The sequence below is a fragment of the Mesonia phycicola genome (genome assembly GCF_900141885.1).
Lineage (GTDB): Bacteria > Bacteroidota > Bacteroidia > Flavobacteriales > Flavobacteriaceae > Mesonia > Mesonia phycicola.
The window spans coordinates 196,380-219,968 of sequence record NZ_FQYY01000003.1; the positions used below are offsets into that span (position 1 = coordinate 196,380).

15 protein-coding genes are annotated in these 23,589 nt (G+C 32.4%); 9 read left to right on the forward strand and 6 right to left on the reverse strand.

The features are described 5' to 3' along the window. Positions 1-120: 120 nt before the first annotated feature. The 6 genes from BUC03_RS05520 (at position 121) to BUC03_RS05545 (ending at position 14,497) form a co-directional block, all read left to right on the forward strand. A complete protein-coding gene (locus BUC03_RS05520; protein ID WP_073149088.1) occupies positions 121-5,691 on the forward strand; it encodes an alpha-2-macroglobulin family protein in 5,571 nt (1,856 codons plus the stop codon). Positions 5,692-5,816: 125 nt separating this feature from the next. After that, on the forward strand, positions 5,817-8,162 hold the full coding sequence (gene pbpC / locus BUC03_RS05525) for a penicillin-binding protein 1C (RefSeq protein WP_073149098.1): 2,346 nt from the start codon (positions 5,817-5,819) through the stop codon (positions 8,160-8,162). Between the two features lie 150 nt (positions 8,163-8,312). Further along, entirely contained in the window at positions 8,313-8,789 is a 477-nt protein-coding gene (locus BUC03_RS05530) for a GbsR/MarR family transcriptional regulator (RefSeq protein WP_073149100.1), read from the forward strand. Positions 8,790-8,812: 23 nt separating this feature from the next. Further along, positions 8,813-9,937, forward strand: coding sequence for an efflux RND transporter periplasmic adaptor subunit (locus BUC03_RS05535; protein WP_073149102.1), 1,125 nt, complete (start codon positions 8,813-8,815; stop codon positions 9,935-9,937). A gap of 13 nt (positions 9,938-9,950) precedes the next feature. Further along, positions 9,951-13,091: an efflux RND transporter permease subunit gene (locus BUC03_RS05540; protein ID WP_073149104.1), complete on the forward strand. Its 3,141-nt coding sequence runs from the start codon at positions 9,951-9,953 to the stop codon at positions 13,089-13,091. Between the two features lie 8 nt (positions 13,092-13,099). Next, entirely contained in the window at positions 13,100-14,497 is a 1,398-nt protein-coding gene (locus BUC03_RS05545) for an efflux transporter outer membrane subunit (RefSeq protein ID WP_073149106.1), read from the forward strand. Between the two features lie 80 nt (positions 14,498-14,577). Here BUC03_RS05545 and BUC03_RS05550 read toward each other — a convergent pair whose 3' ends face one another. Next, a complete protein-coding gene (locus BUC03_RS05550; protein ID WP_073149421.1) occupies positions 14,578-15,045 on the reverse strand; it encodes a CYTH domain-containing protein in 468 nt (155 codons plus the stop codon). A gap of 152 nt (positions 15,046-15,197) precedes the next feature. Here BUC03_RS05550 and BUC03_RS05555 point away from each other — a divergent pair, with 152 nt between their 5' ends. Next, on the forward strand, positions 15,198-16,877 hold the full coding sequence (locus tag BUC03_RS05555; RefSeq protein ID WP_159432698.1) for a mechanosensitive ion channel family protein: 1,680 nt from the start codon (positions 15,198-15,200) through the stop codon (positions 16,875-16,877). Between the two features lies 1 nt (position 16,878). Here the strand turns inward: BUC03_RS05555 and BUC03_RS05560 are convergent, their stop codons facing one another. The 4 genes from BUC03_RS05560 to BUC03_RS05575 all read right to left on the reverse strand — a co-directional run bounded on the left by BUC03_RS05560 (position 16,879) and on the right by BUC03_RS05575 (position 19,061). Further along, complete coding sequence (locus BUC03_RS05560; RefSeq protein WP_073149110.1) at positions 16,879-17,313, reverse strand: MarR family winged helix-turn-helix transcriptional regulator; 435 nt, start codon at positions 17,311-17,313, stop codon at positions 16,879-16,881. Positions 17,314-17,315: 2 nt separating this feature from the next. Further along, on the reverse strand, positions 17,316-17,795 hold the full coding sequence (locus BUC03_RS05565) for a glutathione peroxidase (RefSeq protein ID WP_073149423.1): 480 nt from the start codon (positions 17,793-17,795) through the stop codon (positions 17,316-17,318). Positions 17,796-17,868: 73 nt separating this feature from the next. Beyond that, positions 17,869-18,285, reverse strand: coding sequence for an organic hydroperoxide resistance protein (locus tag BUC03_RS05570; protein WP_073149112.1), 417 nt, complete (start codon positions 18,283-18,285; stop codon positions 17,869-17,871). Between the two features lie 101 nt (positions 18,286-18,386). Beyond that, positions 18,387-19,061: an NAD(P)H-binding protein gene (locus tag BUC03_RS05575; RefSeq protein ID WP_073149114.1), complete on the reverse strand. Its 675-nt coding sequence runs from the start codon at positions 19,059-19,061 to the stop codon at positions 18,387-18,389. A gap of 52 nt (positions 19,062-19,113) precedes the next feature. Here BUC03_RS05575 and dinB point away from each other — a divergent pair, with 52 nt between their 5' ends. Beyond that, positions 19,114-20,205, forward strand: coding sequence for a DNA polymerase IV (gene dinB / locus BUC03_RS05580; RefSeq protein WP_073149116.1), 1,092 nt, complete (start codon positions 19,114-19,116; stop codon positions 20,203-20,205). On the opposite strand, the gene BUC03_RS05585 is transcribed toward dinB, so the two are convergent. After that, positions 20,202-21,143, reverse strand: a complete 942-nt coding sequence (locus BUC03_RS05585) for a hydrogen peroxide-inducible genes activator (protein ID WP_073149118.1) — start codon at positions 21,141-21,143, stop codon at positions 20,202-20,204. The two genes, dinB and BUC03_RS05585, sit on opposite strands and share 4 nt — an antisense overlap. 114 nt (positions 21,144-21,257) lie before the next feature. Between BUC03_RS05585 and katG the strand changes: the two genes are divergently transcribed. Continuing rightward, positions 21,258-23,540, forward strand: coding sequence for a catalase/peroxidase HPI (katG, locus tag BUC03_RS05590; RefSeq protein WP_073149120.1), 2,283 nt, complete (start codon positions 21,258-21,260; stop codon positions 23,538-23,540). Positions 23,541-23,589 lie beyond the last annotated feature (49 nt).

Consider the following 23,589-nt stretch of genomic DNA (forward strand, 5'->3'; position numbering starts at 1 on the left):
TCATTTTAAATCACGGTTTACCGTGACAATTTGTCAAATTACAATCTTTAATTTTGCTTTAAGAAAAAGATAGTTTATTAACTATTTCTCTTAACTTTAAAGACCAATAAATTTCTATTCATGAAAAATTATTACCGAGTAATAGCTGTATTGTTTATATGCATTTTTTCAGCTTGTAAAGAGGGTTCGTCTTCTAAAGAAAGTACAGACAATTTATTCAAATTTAAAGAGTATATCTCTTTTCATACTCAAGGTAGATCTTCTATTGCAGAGCCTATACGTATAGATTTAGCCAAACCACTAGAACAATATGAGCTTTCTCAAGAAATACCTTCTTCTTACCTAGATATTTCTCCTAAAACAAAAGGTAAATTACTTATAGAAAACAGTAGCACATTAATATTTCAACCGGATAGCTATTTAAAACCAGATACAGAATATTTTGTAAAACTAAGTCTAGATGAATTGTATGAAGATATACAAAGTGAACTAAAGTCTTATAAATTCAGTTTTAAAACATTTAAGCCTAATTTCAAAATTAATCTTAATAATTTACAATCTTATTCTAAAAAATGGCAATATGTAAAAGGTACTATAGAAGCATCTGACATTCTTGATTTTAAAAATGCCCAAAAAATAATTACGGCACAACAAGACGGAAAAAAATTATCTATAAAATGGTTAGATGGTACTAAAGATGCAAATTACTTCAACTTTACCATAGATAGCATTCAACGTAAAATAGAAGACTCTCAAATTGAAATTTCTTGGGATGGTAGTGTTGTTTCTGCAGAAAACAAAGGGGAAAATACCTTTGCTATTCCTGGGCAAAATAATTTTAAAGTAATAGATATAAAAACATCTCAGGGAGAGCAAAGTTCTCTTTCTATTAATTTTTCTGATCCGCTAGAAAAAAATCAAGATTTCACCGGGTTAGTAAATATTGTTGACCAAGACCAGCTACGCTTTGAAGTAGATGGTAATATTCTATTAGTTTACCTTTCTAAAAGGGTGAAAGAACGTTCTTACATAAACATCTATAAAGGCATAAAAAACAGTTACGGTTTTAGCTTAAAAGAAGATATTTCAGAAACTATTTCTTTTCAGCAATTAAAGCCAGCAGTTAGGTTAATCTCTAAAGGCGTAATTTTACCTAATTCTCAAAAAACTCCTATTTATTTTGAAAGCGTAAATCTTTCTGCAGTTGATGTTCGTGTAATTAAAATTTATGAAGATAACATGCTTCAGTTTTTACAAAACGCTAATTTAAATGAAAGAAACTCTTACCATATTCGTCGTGTAGGAAGAAGAGTTGCTAAAAAAACCATTACCTTAAAAACAAAAAATGATTTTGAATTAACTAATTGGAAAGCACACGCCATTAATATATCGGAGTTTATTAAAGCAGACCCTGGTGCAATGTATCAAGTAGAAATTAGCTTTAAAAAAGAATACAGTACTTTTAATTGCGAAAATGAAGCTACAGATAATTCGTCTCCAAATGAATATGATGATGGTGAAGATAGTTATTATAACAATAACTCTATAACTGATGAAGAAGAGCGAGAAGAAAAGTATTGGAATAATGAAATTTACCAATGGAGAACTACCAACTATAATTGGAGAGAAAGAGAAAACCCTTGTAATTCTGCTTACTATCGTGACGAGCAATTTTTAATTACAAATGTTTTAGGCTCAGACCTTGGTTTAATTGTAAAAGAAAGCAACAATCACGCTTACCATTTTGTAACTACTAATTTAGTAAATGCTACACCAGAAGCTGGTGCTACCGTAGATCTTTATAACTATCAACAACAGCTAATTTCTTCTGTAAAAACAAATAAAGGTGGTTTTGCTATAATAGATAGTGATATAAAAGCTGCTTTTGCCGTAGCTCATAAAGGTAAAAATTACGCTTATGCAAAATTAGAAGACGGTAACGCTCTCTCTTTAAGTAAATTTGATATTTCTGGTAAAATTTTAGAGAAAGGTTTAAAAGGCTTTATTTATACAGAAAGAGGGGTTCACCGCCCTGGAGATACTATTCATTTAACCTTTGCTTTAAACGATCAAACCAATCCGTTGCCTAGAAATCATCCAATTAAATTAGAAGTAAAAGATGCTCGTGGTAAGTTGGTAAAACAAGAAATTTTAACCGAAAATAATACTAAACGAGCTAAAAACGGATTTTATTACTTCCCTATTCCAACACAAGCCACAGACCCAACAGGAAATTGGAATGCTACTATTCAAGTAGGAGGCGTTAATTTTTCTAAAAGTTTAAAAATTGCTACAGTAAAACCTAACCGATTAAAAATTAAACTAGATTTTGAAGATAAAATTCTAGATGCTAATAAACCTATAGTTGGTAATTTAAGCTCTACTTGGTTACACGGTGCACCTGCTAGAAATTTAAGAGCAGAAACAGAAGTTACTCTTACTTCTACTAAAAATGTTTTTAATAATTTTTCAAAATACATTTTTACAGATCCTGTAAGGGTTTTTAATAAAATTGAAATGCCTTTACTAGACACCAATTTATCTGCAGAGGGAGAAGTTGACTTTAGCAAGAAAATAGACTTAAACAAAAAAGCTCCTGGTATGCTTAAAGCTACCTTTTTAACCAAGGTATATGAAGGTGGTGGTGATTTTTCTATAGATGTTTTTTCTAAAAACTTAGCACCATACAATTATTTTGTTGGTCTTCTAGCACCAAAACCTCATCGTTACGGTTCTTACCACACAGATAAAAATACTGATTTTGAGGTAGTAAGTGTAAATACCCAAGGAGAAACAGCTGGTAACCGAGAGCTAGATATTAAAGTGTTTAGAATTGAATGGCGCTGGTGGTGGAGCCGAGGTAACGATAACCTTTCTCGTTATGAAAACACCAACATTTACCAACCGGTTAAAGATTTTACAATTACTACCGCTAACAATGGTAAAGGTAAATTCACTGTTAATATTCCAGAAGATGAAGGTGGCCGTTACTTAATTAGAGTAATAGACAAAGCCTCTGGTCACGCTACTGGTAAAACGGTTTATTTTTATCAAAATTGGAGTAAACGTCCTTCAGATGGAGATGCAGAAAGTGCTAAAATGTTGGTTTTCTCTGCAGATAAAGAAAAATACCAAGTGGGAGAAGATGCGGTAATCACGTTCCCATCAAGTAGTAAGGCTAGAGCCCTAATTAGTATAGAGAATGGCACAGAAGTACTCTCTAAACAATGGGTAGAAACTAAAAAAGGAGAAACGCAAGTAAGCATTCCATTAACTAAAGAAATGGCTCCAAATGTGTACATCCATATCTCTTTATTACAACCGCACAATCAAACTAAAAATGATTTACCTATACGTCTTTACGGAGTAATACCACTACTAGTTGAAAATCCAGCAACTATACTTAATCCAAAAATTGAGTTACCAACTAGTTTAACTCCAGAAGAAAAATATACTGTAAAAATTTCTGAAGAAAATAATTTACCTATTACCTATACCCTTGCCGTAGTAGATGAAGGTTTATTAGATTTAACTAGGTTTACTACCCCTAATATTCATGGTGCTTTTTATACAAGAGAAGCATTAGGCGTAAAAACCTTTGATATTTTTGATGATGTGATTGGCGCTTATTCTGGAAGTGTAAATAATATTTATGAAATTGGTGGTGGTGATGCTGCTGCTGGAGCTAAAAACAGAAAAGCAGATCGTTTTAAACCGGTAGTCACCTATTTGGGTCCTTTTACACTAAAAGCAGGAGAAACTAAATCTCATAATTTATACATGCCAAATTATGTTGGCTCTGTAAAAACGATGGTAATTGCAGGAAGCTCTAAAACCTCTGCATATGGGAATGCTGAAAAAGTAACCCCAGTAAAAAAACCTTTAATGGTATTAGCATCACTCCCTAGAAAACTTTCACCAGGAGAAAAAGTTACGCTACCAGTTACCGTATTTGCTATGGAAAAACAAGTGAAAAATGTTACCGTAAGTGTAAAAGCAGACGAAGCATTTATTCCTGTAGGGAAAACATCTAAAAACATTTCATTTAACCAAATTGGAGAACAAATTGTAAATTTTGAGTTTGAAGTAAAACCTACACAACAACCACAAACATTTCAAATTTATGCTAGCGGAAACGGAGAAAAAGCAAAAACATTAGTAGAGATTGATGTAGAAAACCCAAATCCAATTTCTCAAAAATCTACCACCTATACTTTAGAGAATAATCAAAGTCAGAAAATAGAATTTACAACTTTTGGAGTAGATGGCAGCAATGCCGCTTCTGTAGAGTTTTCTACATTACCTCCTATGGACTTTAGTAAACGTATGGAGTATTTAATTAGATACCCACACGGTTGTGTAGAGCAAACTACTTCTGGAGCATTTCCGCAGTTATTTATGGGAGATATTTTTGATCTTTCTTTCCATAAAAAACAAAAAATAGAAAAAAACATTAAGCACGCCATTAATCGTTTAAATAATTTTCAAACTAGCAGCGGTGGTTTGAGTTATTGGCCAGGTAATACGGAAGCAGATGAATGGGGTACAAATTACGCAGGGCACTTTATGCTAGAAGCTAAGAAAAAAGGATACGCCCTACCTATTACATTTTTAAGTAATTGGATTAAGTACCAACAAAACCAAGCTAGACAATGGAGAAATTCTAGAACCCAATATAATTCTAGCTTTATACAAGCATACAGATTGTATACCTTGGCATTAGCAGGACAACCAGAATTAGCTGCAATGAATCGCTTAAGAGAGTCTGGAGAAATGAGCAACGATGCCAAATGGCGTCTTGCTGGCGCTTATGCCTTAGTGGGTAAAGCAAGTGTAGCTAAAGAAATTTCTGCCACTGCAAATATCAATTTTCAGTCACAAAAATATAATCGATATACGTATGGTTCTCCATTTAGAAATAAAGCGATGGCTCTAGAAACAATGGTTATTTTAAAAGACAATCAACAACGAGAATTAGCTATTTCTCTAGCTAAAAACCTTTCTTCTTCTAGTTGGTATAGTACACAAGAAACTTCTTATGCTTTATTAGCTTTAGCTAAAATGGCAAACCAAAATGGAGGAAAAGAAATAGAAGTAAATTATAGCATCAATGGAGATAAAGAAACAATTAAAACTGCCAAAACACTTGCCGAAAGAAGTTTAACAATTAAAACTGGCACCAATAAACTAAGTATAGAAAATCAAAAAGAAAGTATTTTATATGTAACTGTTTCGCAAAGCGGAAAACTTCCTTTAGGGGAAGAACTAACAGAACAAAATAAACTTTCTGTAAAAACACAATTTTTTGATGCAACAGGAAGCACTTTAGATGTTTCTAATCTACGTCAAGGTACAGAAGTGATTGCAAAAGTAACCGTAACCAACACCTCTATGAATAATGTAGATAATATTGCTTTGTCTCAAATTTTCCCGAGTGGTTGGGAGGTGGTAAATACTAGCTTTACAGATCTTGGTGGTGGCGCAGATGGAAATGCAGATTATAAAGATATTAGAGATGACCGAGTAAATTTTTATTTTGATTTAAATCAGAAAAAAACAAAAGTATTTACCGTGAAACTTAACGCCTCTTATTTAGGCACTTACTATTTACCAGGTACGCAAGCAGAAGCAATGTATGACAATACCTATTTTGCTAGAACTCAAGGAAAATGGATTAAAGTGGTACAGTAATTTTAAACTAGAAAGTAATAAAAAACGTCACCCTGAACTTGTTTCAGGGTATCATTATCCTAATTATTTTAAAAAAAAGACCTCTCGACTCTGCTCGAGGTGACAAATTTAGAATTAAATAAAAAATGTTTCACTTTCTAAAAAGACATCCTATCAAAATAGGTTTGCTATTCATTGTAGGATTGGTGTGGCTTTTTTGTTTACCCAAAACTTTATTTCAAGAACCTATTTCTACCGTATTAAAAAGTAGAGAAGGTTTAATGCTAGGGGCTAGAATTGCCAACGATGGACAGTGGAGATTTCCTCAGCAAGACAGCGTACCTTATAGGTTTGAACAATGTATTCTAAATTTTGAAGATGAGTATTTTTATGCTCATCCTGGTTTTAATCCAATTTCTATTAGCAAAGCTCTTTGGGAAAATTTATCTACTAAAAATAGACGCGGAGGAAGCACCATTACTCAGCAAGTAATTAGATTATCCCGTAAAAACCAAAAGCGTACTTATGCAGAAAAAATTATTGAAATTTTTAAAGCTACTCGACTAGAATTACGAGCTAGTAAAGAAGAAATTCTTAACCTATACGCCACTTATGCTCCTTTTGGTGGTAATGTAGTAGGATTAGAAACTGCTGCTTGGCGTTATTTTGGCACCTCAGCACAAGATTTAAGCTGGGGCCAAACGGCTGCTTTAGCTGTTTTACCCAATGCACCTGCACTTATTTTTCCGGGGAAAAATGAAATAATTTTTAAAGAAAAAAGAGACCGATTGCTGTTAAAGCTTTTTACAAATGATGTAATTGATAAAACCACATATGAGTTAGCTATAGCTGAAAAACTGCCTAGTAAACCTTTAAAACTGCCAGAAATAGCTCCGCATCTTACCGAAAAATTAAGAAATGATTTTAAAGGGAAACAGCTAACCTCTACCATTCAATATTCTCTTCAACAACAAGTGAATGAGATTGCACGTAAAAATTATGAAGTTTTACGTCAAAATGAAATTCATAATCTAGCTATTTTAATTCTAGATGTAAATACAAAAGAAGTTTTGGCTTACGTTGGCAACTCACCTACCACCAAAGCACACAGCAATTATGTAGATATAATTCAGCGTTCTAGAAGCACAGGAAGTATTTTAAAACCATTTCTATATGCTGCAATGCTAGATGAAGGAGTTTTGCTCCCACATACTTTAGTGGCAGATATCCCTACCTCTGTAAATGGGTATAGCCCACAAAATTTTGATAAAGAATTTAGCGGTGCCGTACCAGCAAGCATTGCCTTAGCAAAATCTTTAAATATTCCTGCAGTAAGAATGCTTCAACAATATGGGTTACAAAAATTTTATCATCAGCTAGAAAAACTTCAGCTTAAAAATATTAATAAATCTGCAGATTATTATGGTCTTTCATTAATTTTAGGAGGCGCAGAAAGCTCTCTATGGGATATTACCAATGCTTACGCGGGTATGGCTTCTACCTTAAATCACTTTACCTCATCTTCTAGTGAGTATAAACCTAATGAATTTTCAGAACCAATTTATACACTTAACCAACAAGTAAATTTTGGTAAAAATCAATTTCAGCCAGAAGTATTTAATGCTGGAGCTATTTATCACACTTTAAAAACTTTAGAAGAAGTAAACCGACCTATGGGGGAAGAGAATTGGAACTTTTTCTCTAACTCTCAAACTATTTCTTGGAAAACAGGGACCAGCTATGGGTTTAAAGATGCTTGGGCTGTTGGGGTAAATTCTAACTTTGCCGTTGGTGTATGGGTGGGAAATGCCGACGGAGAAGGTCGACCAGGATTAACTGGTTTACAAGCTGCTGCTCCTATTTTATTTGAAAGCTTTGATAAATTACCAAACGCAGAAGATTTTAAAATTCCGTTTGATGACCTTGTTGAAATTGAAGTATGTAAAAAAAGTGGACATTTAGCAGGTTTACATTGTGAGAATACAGAACAACAATGGTTACCCAAAAAAGGAATACGTACAGAGCCTTGTAATTATCATCAACAAGTTTTTTTAGATGAAACAGAACAGTTTCAAGTAAACTCCTCTTGTTATGAGTTAACTGCAATGAAAAGAAAAAGCTGGTTTTCTCTCCCTCCAATTATGGAGTATTATTATGCGCCAAAACATCCTGAATACAAAGAGTTACCTCCTTTTAAAGATAACTGTTTAAAAGAAGGAGAAAAAATAATGCAATTTATTTATCCTAAAAAAAATGAAACTATTTTACTGCCAAAAAATTTTAAAGAACAAACTAATCCGGTAGTTTTAAAAATTGCTCATAGAAACCCTGAAACCCTATTATATTGGTATATAGATAAAGAATTTATAAAAAGCACACAGACTTTTCATGAAATTTCTTACCTCCCAACGCAAGGAAAACATACGTTAACAGTTGTAGACCAAGAAGGTAATTCTATCACTCAAAGTTTAAAAATTGAAGTTAATTTTTAAAAATACTCTCTTTTACAATTAAACCATTTCTGTTCTCCTCTGTCCAAACCCTATAAAATTTTAGTTGAAATTTTTTAACAAGAATTTAAGTTTGTATAGTTCGGTAACTTCCGAACCAATTATATATTTGCAAACTTAAATTTGAATTATATGTTTTGTGCTGAAAAGAAAAAATTAATTGAAGAGGTGGGGCTGCATTTTGAGCAGGAGAAACAAATGTCTCCATTAGCAGCTAGAATCTATGCAATCATGATTTTATCACCCTACGATGGTAATTCTTTTGAAGAAATTGTAGAAATGACGTGTGCCAGTAAAAGTTCTGTTTCTACTCAACTTAACTTATTACTTCAACTAAAAAAAGTAGAATACTTTACTAAACCTGGAGACAGAAAAAGATATTTTAGATCTAGTAAGAGCTACTTAATTAACTCTATGCAAGAAGAGCTAGATTATATTACAGAAGAAATAAAAATAGTAAATAAAATAACAGATTATAATAGCAACCATAATAAACACAAGTTTCAAAAAAGTGGAGGAGTTTCATTTCTGTTTAAAGAATATCTAATTAATCAGCAAAAAAATATAAAAGACACAATAGAGAAAATGTCTCAATTAACCGATCAATAAATTTTAACCTACATATATAAAAAATGAAAAAAGTAATTAAAAATATAGGCTTAATCGCCGGGATTTTCTTTTTAATTTCCTGTGGAGAAGAAACCCAATCACCAGCTCAAGCCTCTCAACCAGCTCCATTTCCAGTAATTAGTGTACCTACTAAAGATGTTACAGGTTACAAATCTTACCCAACAAGTATAGAGGGTGTAGTAAGTAGTGGTGTACGCGCAAAGGTACAAGGTTACATTCAAGAGGTATTAGTTGACGAAGGGCAGAAAGTAAAAAAAGGCCAAAGTCTTTTTAGATTAGAGACACAAAGTCTAACTCAAGATGCTGCTGCCTCTAAAGCTAATGTAAATGCTGCTCAAGTAGAAGTAGATAAATTAAAACCATTGGTAGAAAAAAACATTATTAGTAATGTTCAATTAGAAACTGCAAAAGCAAAGTTAGAACAAGCCAAAAGTAGTTACCAAAGTATTGCTGCTAATATTGGTTACGCTACTGTAAAAAGCCCAGTAGATGGTTATGTGGGTGCTATTAATTACAGAGAAGGATCTTTAATTAGCCCAACAGATGCAACCCCATTAACTACCGTGTCTGATATTAAGCAAGTGTATGCATTCTTTTCTATGAATGAAAGTGATTATCTAGATTTTATTCAGAAAGCAGAAGGAAAAACAATTCAAGAAAAAGTAAATAACTTCCCTCCTATATTACTTCAACTAGCAAATGGTGAGATTTATAGTGAAAAAGGAAAAATACAAACAGTAACCGGGCAAATTAATAAAAGTACAGGTACTGTAAGCTTTAGAGCAATGTTTGAGAACCCGAACCAAATTTTAACTAATGGTAATAGCGGGATTGTAAAAATACCTACCCTTTACAAAGACGCTCTAGTGCTTCCTAAAACATCTACTTTTGAACAGCAAGGTAGCGTATTAGTCTATAAACTAAATAGCGAAAATAAAGCTACCTCATCTGTAGTAACAATTCAAGATGAAATAGACAACTTATATGTTATCAAAGAAGGAGTCTCTAAAGGAGAGAAAATTATTGCTAAAGGAGTAGGTAAATTAAGAGAAAATACGCCTATTACTCCTCAAGAAATTCCTTTTGACAGTATAGCGAAGCCTATTAAAGTATTATTTAGAAACTAGAAACTTATAAATCATGTTAAAAACATTTATTGAAAGACCCGTTCTTTCAACGGTAATATCTATTATCATCGTTATTCTTGGTATTATAAGTATTACCGGTTTACCAATTGAAGAATATCCAGATATTGCCCCTCCAACTATTAAAGTTTCTGCAACCTATACAGGTGCAAACGCAGAAACAGTTTTAGAGAGTGTAATTATTCCTATAGAAGAACAAATTAATGGAGTAGAAGGTATGACATACATTACTTCTACTGCATCTAACAACGGTACTGCAGAAATCACCGTCTATTTTGATCAAGAAATGGATGCAGATATTGCTGCAGTAAACGTACAAAACCGTGTAGCTAGGGCTGCTCCATTACTACCAACAGAAGTTACACAAACTGGGGTTACTACTCAAAAACAAGAAACTAGTGCATTGATGTTCATTTCTATGTATTCTGAAAGTGAAGATTACGATGCTACTTTTATTCAGAACTATTTAAAAATAAACGTAATCCCTGCTATGCAACGTATTAGCGGTGTTGGAGATGTAAGTGTATTCTCTCAACAAGATTACGCAATGAGAATTTGGCTAAAACCAGAAAAATTAGCTGCTTATAGTTTAATACCATCTGATATTAGTGCCGTTTTAGCTGAGCAAAACTTAGAAGCTGCAGCCGGTTCATTAGGAGAAAACAACGGAGAAGCTTTTTCTTATGTATTAACTTATCAAGGTAGATTTAAAGAAGAAACCCAATATGAAGATATTGTAGTTAAGGCCTTAGGTGATGGCGAGTTTTTAAAACTAAGTGACGTAGCAACAATAGAATTAGATGCACAATCTTACTCATCTAATGCAATGAGTTTAGGTAACCCTGCAGTTTTTATGGGGATATTTCAAACGAAAGGATCTAATGCAAAAGAAATTATTGAGAACATAAAAACTACTTTAACTACTGTAGAAAAAGATTTACCAAATGGATTAAAGATTTTTGTACCGTATGATACAAGTTTGTTTTTAAATGCTTCTATAGAAAAAGTAATTCATACCTTAATAGAGGCCTTTATTTTAGTATTTATTGTAGTTTTTATTTTCTTACAAGATTTTAGATCTACGCTAATTCCTGCTATTGCGGTACCCGTATCTATTATAGGTACATTTTTCTTCCTTGGTATTTTTGGGTATTCCATTAACCTTTTAACCCTATTTGCATTAGTTCTGGCCATTGGTATTGTGGTAGATGATGCTATTGTTGTGGTAGAAGCCGTACACGCAAAAATGGATGATGGAGAAAAAAGCCCTAAGAAGGCTACACTAACTGCAATGAACGAGATATCTGGAGCTATTATTTCTATTACTCTAGTGATGGCTGCTGTATTTATACCAGTAACTTTTATTACCGGTCCAACAGGTGTTTTTTATGAGCAATTTGGAGTTACATTAATTATCTCTATTTTAATTTCTGCTGTTAACGCACTAACTTTAAGTCCTGCCTTATGTGCTTTACTACTTAAAGAACATCATGATGATGAAACAAAAAAGAAAAGCCCTATTCAACGTTTCTATGCTGGATTTAACCGCGGGTTTAATGCTACTATAGATAGATATGGAAAAGCGCTTCACTTTTTTAATAAGAAAAGATTTATACCTATACTATTATTAATAATAGCTACTGCTGGTATTTATTATGCAGCAAACACCACTCCTACAGGTTTTGTACCTAATGAAGATAGAGGGATTATTTTTGCAAATATAGAATTACCTGCAGGTGCATCTCTAGACAGAACAGATGCGGTTGCAAAAGATTTATATGGCAAAATTAAAGGCATTGAAGGTATTAACGGAGTTAACTTTGTTAAAGGTAGAAGTTTAATAAATGGTTCTGGTAGTAACTATGGCTTTGGTATTATTAAATTAAATAATTGGGATGAACGTGAAGATGAATCACAATCTGTAACCGCAATTACTGGGAAACTTTTTGGCATTGCTGCACAAATACCAGAAGCTAATATTATTTTCTTCTCTCCACCTAGTATACGTGGATTTGGTAACTCGGCTGGTTTTGAGGTAAACCTATTAGATAAATTCGGGGGTGAATTTGCAGATTTAGATAAAGCTAATCAAGATTTTGCTGCTGCACTAATGAAGCATCCAGAAGTTAAATATGCTCAGTCTTCATTTAATACTAAATACCCACAGTATGAAATGGAAGTTAACGTTCCGCTAGCTAAAGAAAAGGGAGTATCTGTTAGTAGCATTTTCTCTACTTTACAAGGTTATATTGGAGGTGTTTATGCTTCAGATTTTTCTAGATTTGGAAAACAATTTAGAGTATATATCCAGTCTTTACCAGAAGATAGAGCTACCCCAAGTTCACTAAATAGCATGTTTGTAAGAACAGATACAGGTGAAATGTCACCTATCTCTCAATTTGTAAAATTAAAACGAGTATATGGGCCACAATCTGTAACTAGGTTTAACTTATTTAACTCTACAACTCTTACTGGTGCTACCAATGAAGGTTATAGTACAGGTGATGCTATTAGAGTAATAGAAGAAGAAGCGGCAAAATTACCTAATAATTACACTATTGCTTATTCTGGTTTAACGCGTGAAGAAGTAAATGCAGGTAACCAAACCACCTTTATATTTATTCTAAGTATAGTTTTTGTGTACTTTTTACTATGTGCACAGTATGAAAGTTATTTATTACCATTTGCCGTAATTTTATCACTACCATTTGGGGTATTTGGAGCGTATATAAGTACTAAATTTTTAGGTTTAGAAAACAACATTTACTTCCAAATTGCCTTAATTATGCTTATTGGTTTGTTAGCTAAAAATGCAATTCTAATTGTTGAAATTGCTCTTCAAAAACGTAAAGCTGGCGAGCCTATTATAGAAGCTGCTATTGATGGAGCTAAATCTCGATTAAGACCAATTTTAATGACATCTTTCGCGTTTATTTTAGGATTAATGCCGCTTGTATTAGCAAAAGGTGTAGGTTCTGAAGGAAACAGATCTATTGGTACAGGTGCCGTAGGTGGGTTATTAATAGGTACTATTATTGGGGTATTTGTAATCCCTATTCTTTTTGTAGTATTTCAATGGCTACAAGAAAAAGTAAGTAATAAACCTGAGGCAATTGTTGTAAATAATCAAGAATAAAAATTATTATGAAAATATTATATAAATATAAGTTTGTAATTCTGCCATTAGTTGTGCTCAGCTTACAAAGTTGTTTTGTAGCAAAAGATTATGAGCAACCAGAAATTATAAATGAAGAGAATTTTAGAACAGACAATTTACCACAAGATAGCATCACTATGGCAGATGTATCTTGGAGAGAAATGTTTACAGACCCTATTTTACAACAACATATTGATGAGGCTTTAAAAAACAATATTGATATTAGAGTAGCATTGCAGCAAATACTTGCTGCAAATGCCTACCTAAAACAAGGGAAAGCTGGTTACCTACCATCACTAACAGGGAATGCATCTGTTACACACAATGAGTTGTCTTCTAATAGTCAATTTGGTTCTTTGTTTTCTTCTTTAGATCAATATGAAGTTAGTGCAGATCTTTCTTGGGAAGCTGATATTTGGGGAAAAATAAGAAGCAATAAAAGAGCTTATGAAGCTACTTATTTACAAACTGTAGCTGCTCATCAAGCAGTAAAAACTGCTTTAATTTCTAGTGTAGCTTCTAGTTACTATCAACTACTTTCTTTAGATGAACAAAAGAAAGTAACCGAAGAAACTATTAAGAATAGAGAAAAAAGTCTAGAAACCAACAAAGCATTAAAGGTTGCTGGAAGTATTACAGAAGTTGGAGTAAAACAAACAGAAGCCCAACTATATACTGCTCAAGCAATTTTAATAGACCTAAACAACCAAATTAGATTACTAGAAAACACCATGTCTATTTTGTTAGGTAAAGAGCCAACATCTATTAACAGAGCTACATTAAAAGAGCAAGAAATTAATACAGAGCTTAAAACAGGTGTGCCTGCACAATTGCTTAGAAACAGACCAGATGTGATAAATGCCGAATATGCTTTGGTTAATGCTTTTGAATTAACAAACGTAGCAAGAGCTAATTTTTATCCTTCTCTTACTTTAACAGCAACGGGAGGTTTTCAATCTTTAGATTTAGGAAATCTTTTTGATACTAACTCTTTATTTGCAACTATAATTGGAGGTTTAACACAGCCTATCTTTAATAAAAGACAAATAAAAACACAGTTTGAAGTAGCTGAAGTACAGCAAGAACAAGCTCGCCTTCAATTTAGAAAAGCGTTTTTAAATGCTACTAAAGAGGTTTCTGATGCTTTATATAATTATGAAGCTTCTACCGATAAAATTGAGGTGAAGCAAAAAGAATTTGACGCATATGATACTGCTACCAATTTCTCTCAAGAATTATTGAATAATGGATTAGCTAATTATTTAGAAGTATTAACTGCAAGAGAAAATGCTTTAAACTCAAAATTAGACCTGATTACTGCAAAATACAGTCAATTAAACTCTATTGTTTCTCTTTATGAAGCCTTAGGTGGTGGTTGGCAATAAACTTAGTAGTTCGTTTATATATTTAGTTGCAAAAACGCCTTACAGAAATTAATTTCTGTAAGGCGTTTTTATTTTGTTGCTTACCAATCTTTGTAAGGTAAATTAATTAATGAAGAGTTATAATATTTTGCATCACCTGTTACTTCTTTATGTAACCAATTTGGTAATAATACTTCATCATTTTTTTCTGTCATCTCTACTTCTGCAATAACTAAACCTTGATTATCTCCGTAAAATTCGTCTATTTCAAAAGTGTGAGAGCCAGATTTCACTAAAAATCGTGTCTTCTCTATTTTACCTGGTTCACATAAATTTAATAAAGCCTCAGCATCACTTACGTTAATTTCTTTTTCCCACTCAAAACGCATTAATCCATCTTCAGAAGATTTTCCTTTCACTGTGATATATGCCTGATTATCTTTCACCCTAACCCTTGTAGTTCGCTCTGGGTGAGAGTTTAAATATCCTTGTTTTATTTTAAAAGATTTATAAGCTTCTTGTTGGTAAGAGTTATTTTTTACTAAAAATTTACGTTCAATTTCTACCATTATTTTTTCTTTCAAAAATAAGGTTTTCTACGTATTTATAATTTAAAACACGTATAACTAAATGCTTAAAAATAATTCTTTAGAATATTTTATTTATTTTTAGCTTAGTCGCATAGTAATACCTAACATCTGTATTACAATAATTAATGTTTATGCATACTTTTTTTAAGATTGCCCTTGGGTTTATATGGGTGTTGTTTACTTTCTCTCAAAATGTTTTTGCCTACTCTACAAGCAAACCTGTACTTGTTATACAAGGTTCTACCCTAGAGAAAAGTACTTTAAATAATACTAATGGTTTTCCTGTAATTGGTAAAGATGGTGTAGAGCTGTTTTTTATCAACTCTAAATCTGGTGATTTGTTGCCAGCAGAGAGAGCGATGATAATTTCAAATAGAATTCAAAAAATTGATAGCCATACCTTTAATAAAGACTCTTTAATTACTTTAAATAATGCTTCTTCTACAGAAATTTATTATAGAGATCAAATTATTTTGAGTATTAATAATCTAGATACACTTAACACGAATAAAAGTAAAATAGAATTAGCCCAAACCTACAATTCACTTATTAGTAATAATTTAGAATTAGCAGAGAGCAAGTATATCCCACAAAATATATTTTTAAAAGTAGCATTTGTTACTCTTATACTTATAGGCTTATGGCTCACTCTTAAACTTATAGCGTTTTTACATACAAAAACAATTAAGTTTATAGAAAAAAATAAAGATAAATGGCTAAAAAGCCTTACTTACAACAACTATACTTTTATTACACCAGAACAAGAGTTAAGTGTAATTTTATTACTTGTTAAAATTGTAAACTGGTTTTTAATTCTACTAATTGTTTATATATTTTTCCCGTTAATATTTAGTGTTTTTGAGTTTACTAGAGGCTGGTCTAATTATTTGTTTGATTTAATTTGGTCTTCATTTGGGCAGATTTTTATTTCTATCTGGCACTACCTTCCTAATCTTATAAAAATAGCAGCTATCATTTTAGTAATGAAGTATTTTGTAAGATTTGTAAAGTACATTTTCTCTGAAATAAAAGACGAAAAATTAGAAATTTCTGGGTTTCATCCAGATTGGGCTATCCCAACTTTTACTATTATTAGATTTCTGCTTTTTGCGTTTATGTTTATTTTAATATTTCCGTTGTTACCAGGTTCAGACTCTAATATATTTAAAGGAGTTTCTGTTTTTTTAGGGGTTTTACTTTCTTTAGGTTCATCTTCTGCAATTGCTAATATGGTTGCAGGACTTGTAATAACCTATATGAGGCCATTTAAAATTGGAGATCGTATAAATATAGGAAACACTACAGGAAATGTAGTTGAAAAAACCTTGTTGGTTACCCGCCTTAAAACTATTAAAAATGAAGAGATTACCATACCTAATTCTGCTGTCTTAAATGGTAATACTGTAAATTACTCTTCTTACTCAAAAAATGAAGGTTTAATTATAAATACAACTGTAACATTAGGCTACGATGTACCTTACAATCTAGTTTACAAAGCATTATTAGAAGCTGCAACAAGAACAAATCACATTCAAAAAAACCCGAAGCCTTTTGTTTTACAAACTAGTTTAGAAGATTTTTATGTCTCTTATCAATTAAACGCATATACGCAAGAAGCTAATAAGCAAGCACTTATTTATTCTGAATTGCATCAACATATACAAGATACTTGTAACGAAAATGGAATAGAAATTTTATCTCCTCACTATCGTGCGCAAAGAGATGGGAATATGACCACTATACCTCAAGACTATTTAGATAAAGATTATAAAGCTCCTAGTTTTCAAGTAAAAACAACAAAGGCTGAATAAATTATTCTATACCTTCTATTAATTTGTTTAATAGCTGATAAAATTGATTTGTTTCTTCTGCAGAAAGCGGAACTTTATTAGCTAATAAAGAAGGTATTTCACAAGCTTTGTCTTTTAGCTTTTTACCTTCTTGCGTGAGAGTAATAACAATATTTCTTTCGTCTACTGCAGATCGTTTTCTTTCTAGCAATCCGCGTTTTTCTAGGCGCTTTAAAAGAGGGGTTAACGTATTAGATTTTAGCTGAAGTTTCTCTGCTATAGTACTCAAATTTATTTCATCTTTTTCCCAGAGTACTAACAATACTAAATACTGAGGGTATGTAATGTCTAGCTCTTTAAGCATAGGTTGGTATGCTTGTGTTATTAACCTAGAAGCAGTGTACAAAGGGAAACACAATTGATTATCTAACTTTAAAGATTCATTTTTATCTATCATTGTTACAATAGTTTTATAAGATCCTTCTCTATAGCTTCTGGTTTTGTTATTGGTGCATAACGCTTAATTACATTACCTTCTCTATCTACTAAAAACTTAGTAAAATTCCATTTAATTTTAGAACCTAAGAAACCACCTTGCTCTTTTTTTAAATACTTAAAAATGGGATGTGTATTCTCTCCATTTACGTCACATTTTTCGGTAAGTTGAAATGTAACTCCGTGATTTATTTGGCAAGCCTCTGTAATGGTTTCATTTGTTTCTGGCTCTTGCCCTGCAAATTGATTACAAGGGAAACCTAATACCACCAATCCTTCATCTTTATAGTTTTGGTGTAACTTCTCTAAACCTTCAAATTGCGGAGTTAAGCCACATTTGGTTGCAGTATTCACTATTAATACCATTTTCCCTTGGTAGGTTTTCATAGAAATTTCTTTCCCTTGTGGTGTTTTAGCTACTAATTGATAAAATTTTGATTCCATTTTTATTTCTTTTTCATTATAAAAAGCCACTCTACCCTTGATCTTGAGTAGAGTGACCTGCTTTCTAAAAATATTAAACCAATTGTAACTCTACAACTATATTACCTCTAGTTGCATTAGAATAAGGACAAACTTGGTGTGCTTGTTCTAATAATTTCTGAGCTGTTTCTTGCTCTACTCCAGGAATTTCTACTGCTAATTTTGCTTCTAACTGAAACCCTCCTTCTGCATTTGGCCCTATTCCCACAGTGGCACTAACAATAGTTTCACTAGTTGGTTTTACCTTAGCTTTTCCCATTACTAGATTTAAAGCACTATCAAAACAAGCAGCATACCCAGCTGCAAATAATTGCTCCGGATTGGTTGCTCCTCCGTTTCCGCCTAGTTCTTTTGGCATTCTTACATCTAACTCTAAAATTGAATCTTCACTTTTTACGTGACCGTTTCTTCCTCCTGTCGCTGTAACAGTTGTTTGATATTGTGTTTTCATAATTTATTTTTTAATCGCAAACAATTAAGTCGTTCACGATACAAATATATTTATTTTTTATACTATCAAATGTTAAAGTCAATTTAAATTTTTTTACTGCGTTAGACTCTTTTATTTTTAGCTGAAATAGTTTTAATCTCTTCAGACTCTATAATAGAATTAGGGTATTTATGTTTGGCAAGAAAATGCATAGAGTTAGCAATAGTTTTTGCTTGTATAGATCGGTATTTTTTTAAAGGCCCAATCATTAAAAAATTAGCAACTTTCATTACTTTCTTCCAAGCAAATTCAAAAGGTCTATTTTCATTACGAGTACCGTCAATTAATGAAGGTTGTAAAATATAAGTCTCTTCTAGTTGTTGATTTACAACAACTTCTTCCATCTGTCCTTTCGTTTTATTATAAAAAAACTTGCTGTTTTTATCTGCTCCTAAAGCAGAAACAACAATCATTTTCTTTATATTATTTTGCTTCGCTAATCTTGCAGCAGCTGTAGGAATACCAAAATCTACTTTCTTATAAATTTCTTTATCAGGTGTTTTCTTTTGTGTACTCCCTACACAACAAAAAACTACATCCCCTTTAAATTGTGAAGAATGTTTTTCTAACTGAAATAAATCTATTAAATGTTCTTCTATTTTAGGATGTTTTAGAGAAACAGTACTTCTAGAAAAAAGAATTACTTTATCAAAATAATCATCATTTACTAATTGCTGCAACAACAAACCTCCTGTTAATCCTGTTGCTCCTAATAAAATTGCTGTTTTACCTTTCATAAGAGAAAGTTATAAAATAAGTCACAATAATAAGATTCATTAACTTTGTATTGTGAAACCTCAACGTAAAATAATACATATAGACATGGATGCTTTTTATGCATCTGTAGAGCAGTTAGACAATCCTGAATTGCGAGGAAAAGCTATTGCTGTTGGTGGTGGATCTAAACGTGGTGTGGTAAGCGCCGCTAGTTATGAGGCTAGAAAATTTGGTGTTAGAAGTGCTATGAGTGGTGCAATGGCAAAAAAACTTTGTCCGCATTTAATTTTTGTAAAATCTAATTTTGATAGATACAGAGAACTATCTCAACGAATTAGAGATATTTTTTTTGAATATACAGATTTAGTTGAGCCTCTTTCTTTAGATGAAGCATATTTAGATGTAACTACCAATAAAAAAGGAAACCCCAGCGCCACTTTAATAGCAAAAGAAATAAGGCAAAAAATTAAAGATAAAACAGGTTTAAATGCTTCTGCAGGCATATCTATTAATAAATTTATAGCTAAAATTGCTAGTGATTATAATAAGCCCAACGGCCAAAAAACCGTTTTACCAAATGAGGTCGAAGAGTTTCTAGAAAAATTAGAAATAAGAAAATTTCACGGAGTAGGTAAAGTTACTGCAGAGAAAATGTATCAATTAGGGATTTTTACTGGTAAAGACTTAAAAACAAAATCTGAAGAATTTTTAGCTGAAAAATTCGGAAAAAGTGGGCCTTACTATTACCACGTAGTTAGGGGCATACATTTAAGTGAAGTAAAACCTAACCGAATAAGAAAATCGTTAGGTGCAGAGCGTACGTTTTTAGAAAATATAACTTCAGAAATATTTATGCTAGAGCGTTTAGAGCATATTGCAGAAGAAATTGAACGCAGACTAGCCAAAAGTAAAGTAGCAGGAAAAACAATTACTCTTAAAATAAAATACAGTGATTTCACTTTACAAACCCGCAGTAAAACCATCTCTTATTATATTTCTACTAAAGAGTTAATTTTAGAGGTTGCCAAAGAGTTATTGTACCAAGAACGAATGAAAGATTCTGTAAGATTATTAGGGATTTCTCTTTCTAATTTAAACACAGATAAAAAAGATAAACCCCTTGCTAAAGAAGAGGTTTATGTACAATTAAAGCTTGATCTTTAATTAACTAAAGGCTTTATAGATTTTTGTTCTTGTATTTCGGGTATTAACCCATCTACCGCCATATTTATCAAGTTTTTTAACTCTATTAGCAGCTTCTTTTTTACAAAAAATTTATTGGTTACTAAACCAACTTGACGTACTGGTACAGGGTTTTTAAATTCTATAAGGCGTTGTAACTCTTCTTCATTTAAATCTAACGTAGCTAGATGCGGGATTATAGTGATTCCTTTTCTAATTTTTGTAATTTTCAACAAGCTATCCATCGAGCCAGATTCTATTTCAAAATTAACATCTTGTGTAGTTAACTTAGCAGAAAGCTCACATATTTCTTGCACTTGCGTACGTAAACAATGCCCTTCTTGCAGCAAACAAATTTTAGCGTAATTAAGGCTATCTAGAGATACTTTTTTTGCTCTCTTCTCTTCGGTACAATCATATACCAAAAAAGGCTCACTAAACAGCTCTATTTCATCTAATTCTTTATCTGCTAATGGCAATGCTAAAATACCTATATCTAAATCTCTAATTTTTAAAGCATCTTGTATATGAGCAGTAGTCATTTCTTTTACAATTATTTTGACTTGCTTAAATTTATTTGCAAAATCATTTAAAAATAGTGGTAACAAATAAGGGGCAAGAGTAGGTATAATTCCTATTTTAATTTCTCCTGTCATTTCTCCTTTCAGTTCCTGAATTACATTTTTTAAAGCATCTATTTCACTATTAATAATTCTAAACCTTTGTATAAGCTGCTCTCCTTCTGCGGTGATAGACACAGGTTTTGTTTTTCTGTTAAAAATTTTTATTCCTATTTCATTCTCTAGTTTGTTAATCATAGTACTTAACGTAGATTGAGTAACAAAGCATTTTTCTGCAGCAGCCTCAAAGTTTTTTAAATCTACTACAGCTTGTACGTATTTAAATTGTTGTATCGTCATAGTTACAAAAGTAATAAAATATCTACACCGTCAATATATGTATCTAAAATATAGTTTTTATTAATATTAAAATCGTTGCATATTTGTACTGTAAAACAAAAACATCACAAGAATATGAAACTTTTAAGCTCAGCACTATTATTTCTTTTTGCTTCAATTTCTAAATCAGACAAAAAAGAAAATACCGAAAAAAAATCAGGTGGTTGCCCATTTGGTTTTGATAAATTAAGTTCTAGTACAGGACAAAATATTAAAAATGTAGATAGAGGAACCACAAATAATGAGTGGTGGCCAAATCAATTAAACATGAGTATACTTAGACAAAATTCTGAAATGTCTAATCCAATGAACCCAGACTTTGTGTATGCTGAAGAATTTAAAAAATTAGATTACCAAGCATTAAAACAAGATTTGGAAGCTTTAATGACAGATTCTCAAGATTGGTGGCCTGCAGATTTTGGACACTACGGACCGTTTTTTATTAGAATGGCTTGGCATAGTGCTGGTACTTACCGTACAGGCGATGGTCGTGGTGGTTCTCGTGCTGGTCAACAACGTTTTGCCCCTTTAAATAGCTGGCCAGATAACGGAAATTTAGATAAAGCAAGAAGATTGTTATGGCCTATTAAACAAAAATATGGAGATCAAATTTCTTGGGCAGATTTAATGATTCTTACAGGAAATGTTGCGTTAGAGTCTATGGGCTTTGAAACTATAGGTTTTGCTGCTGGACGTGAAGATGTTTGGGAACCTGAAAGCAATGTATATTGGGGTTCTGAAAAAGAATGGTTAAGTAGAGAAAATCGTTATTCAAAAGACGGAGAGTTAGAAGAAACTCTTGCCGCATCACAATTAGGATTAATTTATGTAAACCCAGAAGGCCCAAATGGTGTACCAGACCCTTTACTTGCTGCAAAAGCTATTAGAGATACTTTTGGAAGAATGGGAATGAATGATGAAGAAACGGTGGCTCTTATTGCAGGCGGACATACTTTTGGTAAAACTCACGGTCAAGCAAGTGATGAGCATTTAGGTGCTGCTCCAGAAGGGGGCGCTATAGAAGACCAAGGTCTTGGCTGGAAAAGCTCGTACAAATCTGGTAAAGGAAAAGATGCTATTACCTCTGGACTAGAAGTAACTTGGACAGAAACACCTACTCAATGGAGTCAAGGTTTTTTTAACAGCTTATTTCAATACGAGTGGGAACTTACAAAAAGCCCAGGAGGTGCACACCAATGGCAAGCAATTAATGCAAAAAACACATATCCAGATGCTTTTGATGATGCAGTAAAGCATAAACCTACTATGCTTACTACAGATTTAGCGTTGAGAGAAGATCCTATTTATGAAAAAATTTCTAGAAGATTTTATGAAAATCCAGATGAGTTTAAAGATGCTTTTGCTCGTGCTTGGTTTAAATTGACTCACAGAGATATGGGACCTAAAACCACTTATATTGGTTCTGAAATTCCTACAGAAGAATTTATATGGCAAGACCCAATTCCAGCAGTAAACCACGAATTGGTAGATAACGCAGATATTGAAAACCTAAAACAAGAAATTTTAAGTTCAGGTTTAACTAGCAATCAATTAATTTCAACTGCGTGGGCTTCTGCTTCAACGTACAGACAATCTGATAGAAGAGGTGGTGCAAATGGAGCGCATATTCAATTAGAGCCACAAGTAAATTGGGAAGCCAACAACCCTGCAGAATTAAAAAGAGTACTTGCTGTTTACAAAAAAATTCAAGAGAATTTTAACCAAAACAATACAAGTAAAAAAGTATCTATGGCAGATTTAATTGTATTAGGAGGTAATGTTGCAGTAGAAAATGGCGTTAAAAATGCAGGTTTTGATATTAATGTACCTTTTAACCCAGGAAGAATGGATGCCTTACAAGAGCAAACAGATATTGATGGAATGAAATATTTAAAACCTGCTGCAGATGGTTTTAGAAACTATCAATCTAATAAATTCACTATTTCTACAGAAGAATTATTACTAGATAGAGCTCAACTATTATCGTTAACTGCTCCAGAAATGACAGTGCTTGTAGGAGGCTTACGTGTATTAGACGGAAATTATGCTGGTTCTAATTACGGAGTGTTAACGCACAACAAAGGAGTTTTAACTAATGATTTTTTTAAGAATTTATTGAGTATGGATACCGTATGGAAATCTGTAAACGAAGAAGAGTTAGTTTTTGAAGGTAGAGATAGAACTACTAACGATTTAAAATGGAAAGCTACAAGAGCAGACCTTGTTTTTGGATCAAATTCTGAATTAAGAGCTATAGCAGAAGTTTATGCCAGTGATAATGCTAAAGAGAAATTTGCCAAAGATTTTGTTGCCGCTTGGCACAAAGTGATGAATTTAGATCGTTTTGATTTAAATTAATAAATTGAGTTTTTGTTGTGTTTTTAAAGCAGCTTAAGGTATTAAACTT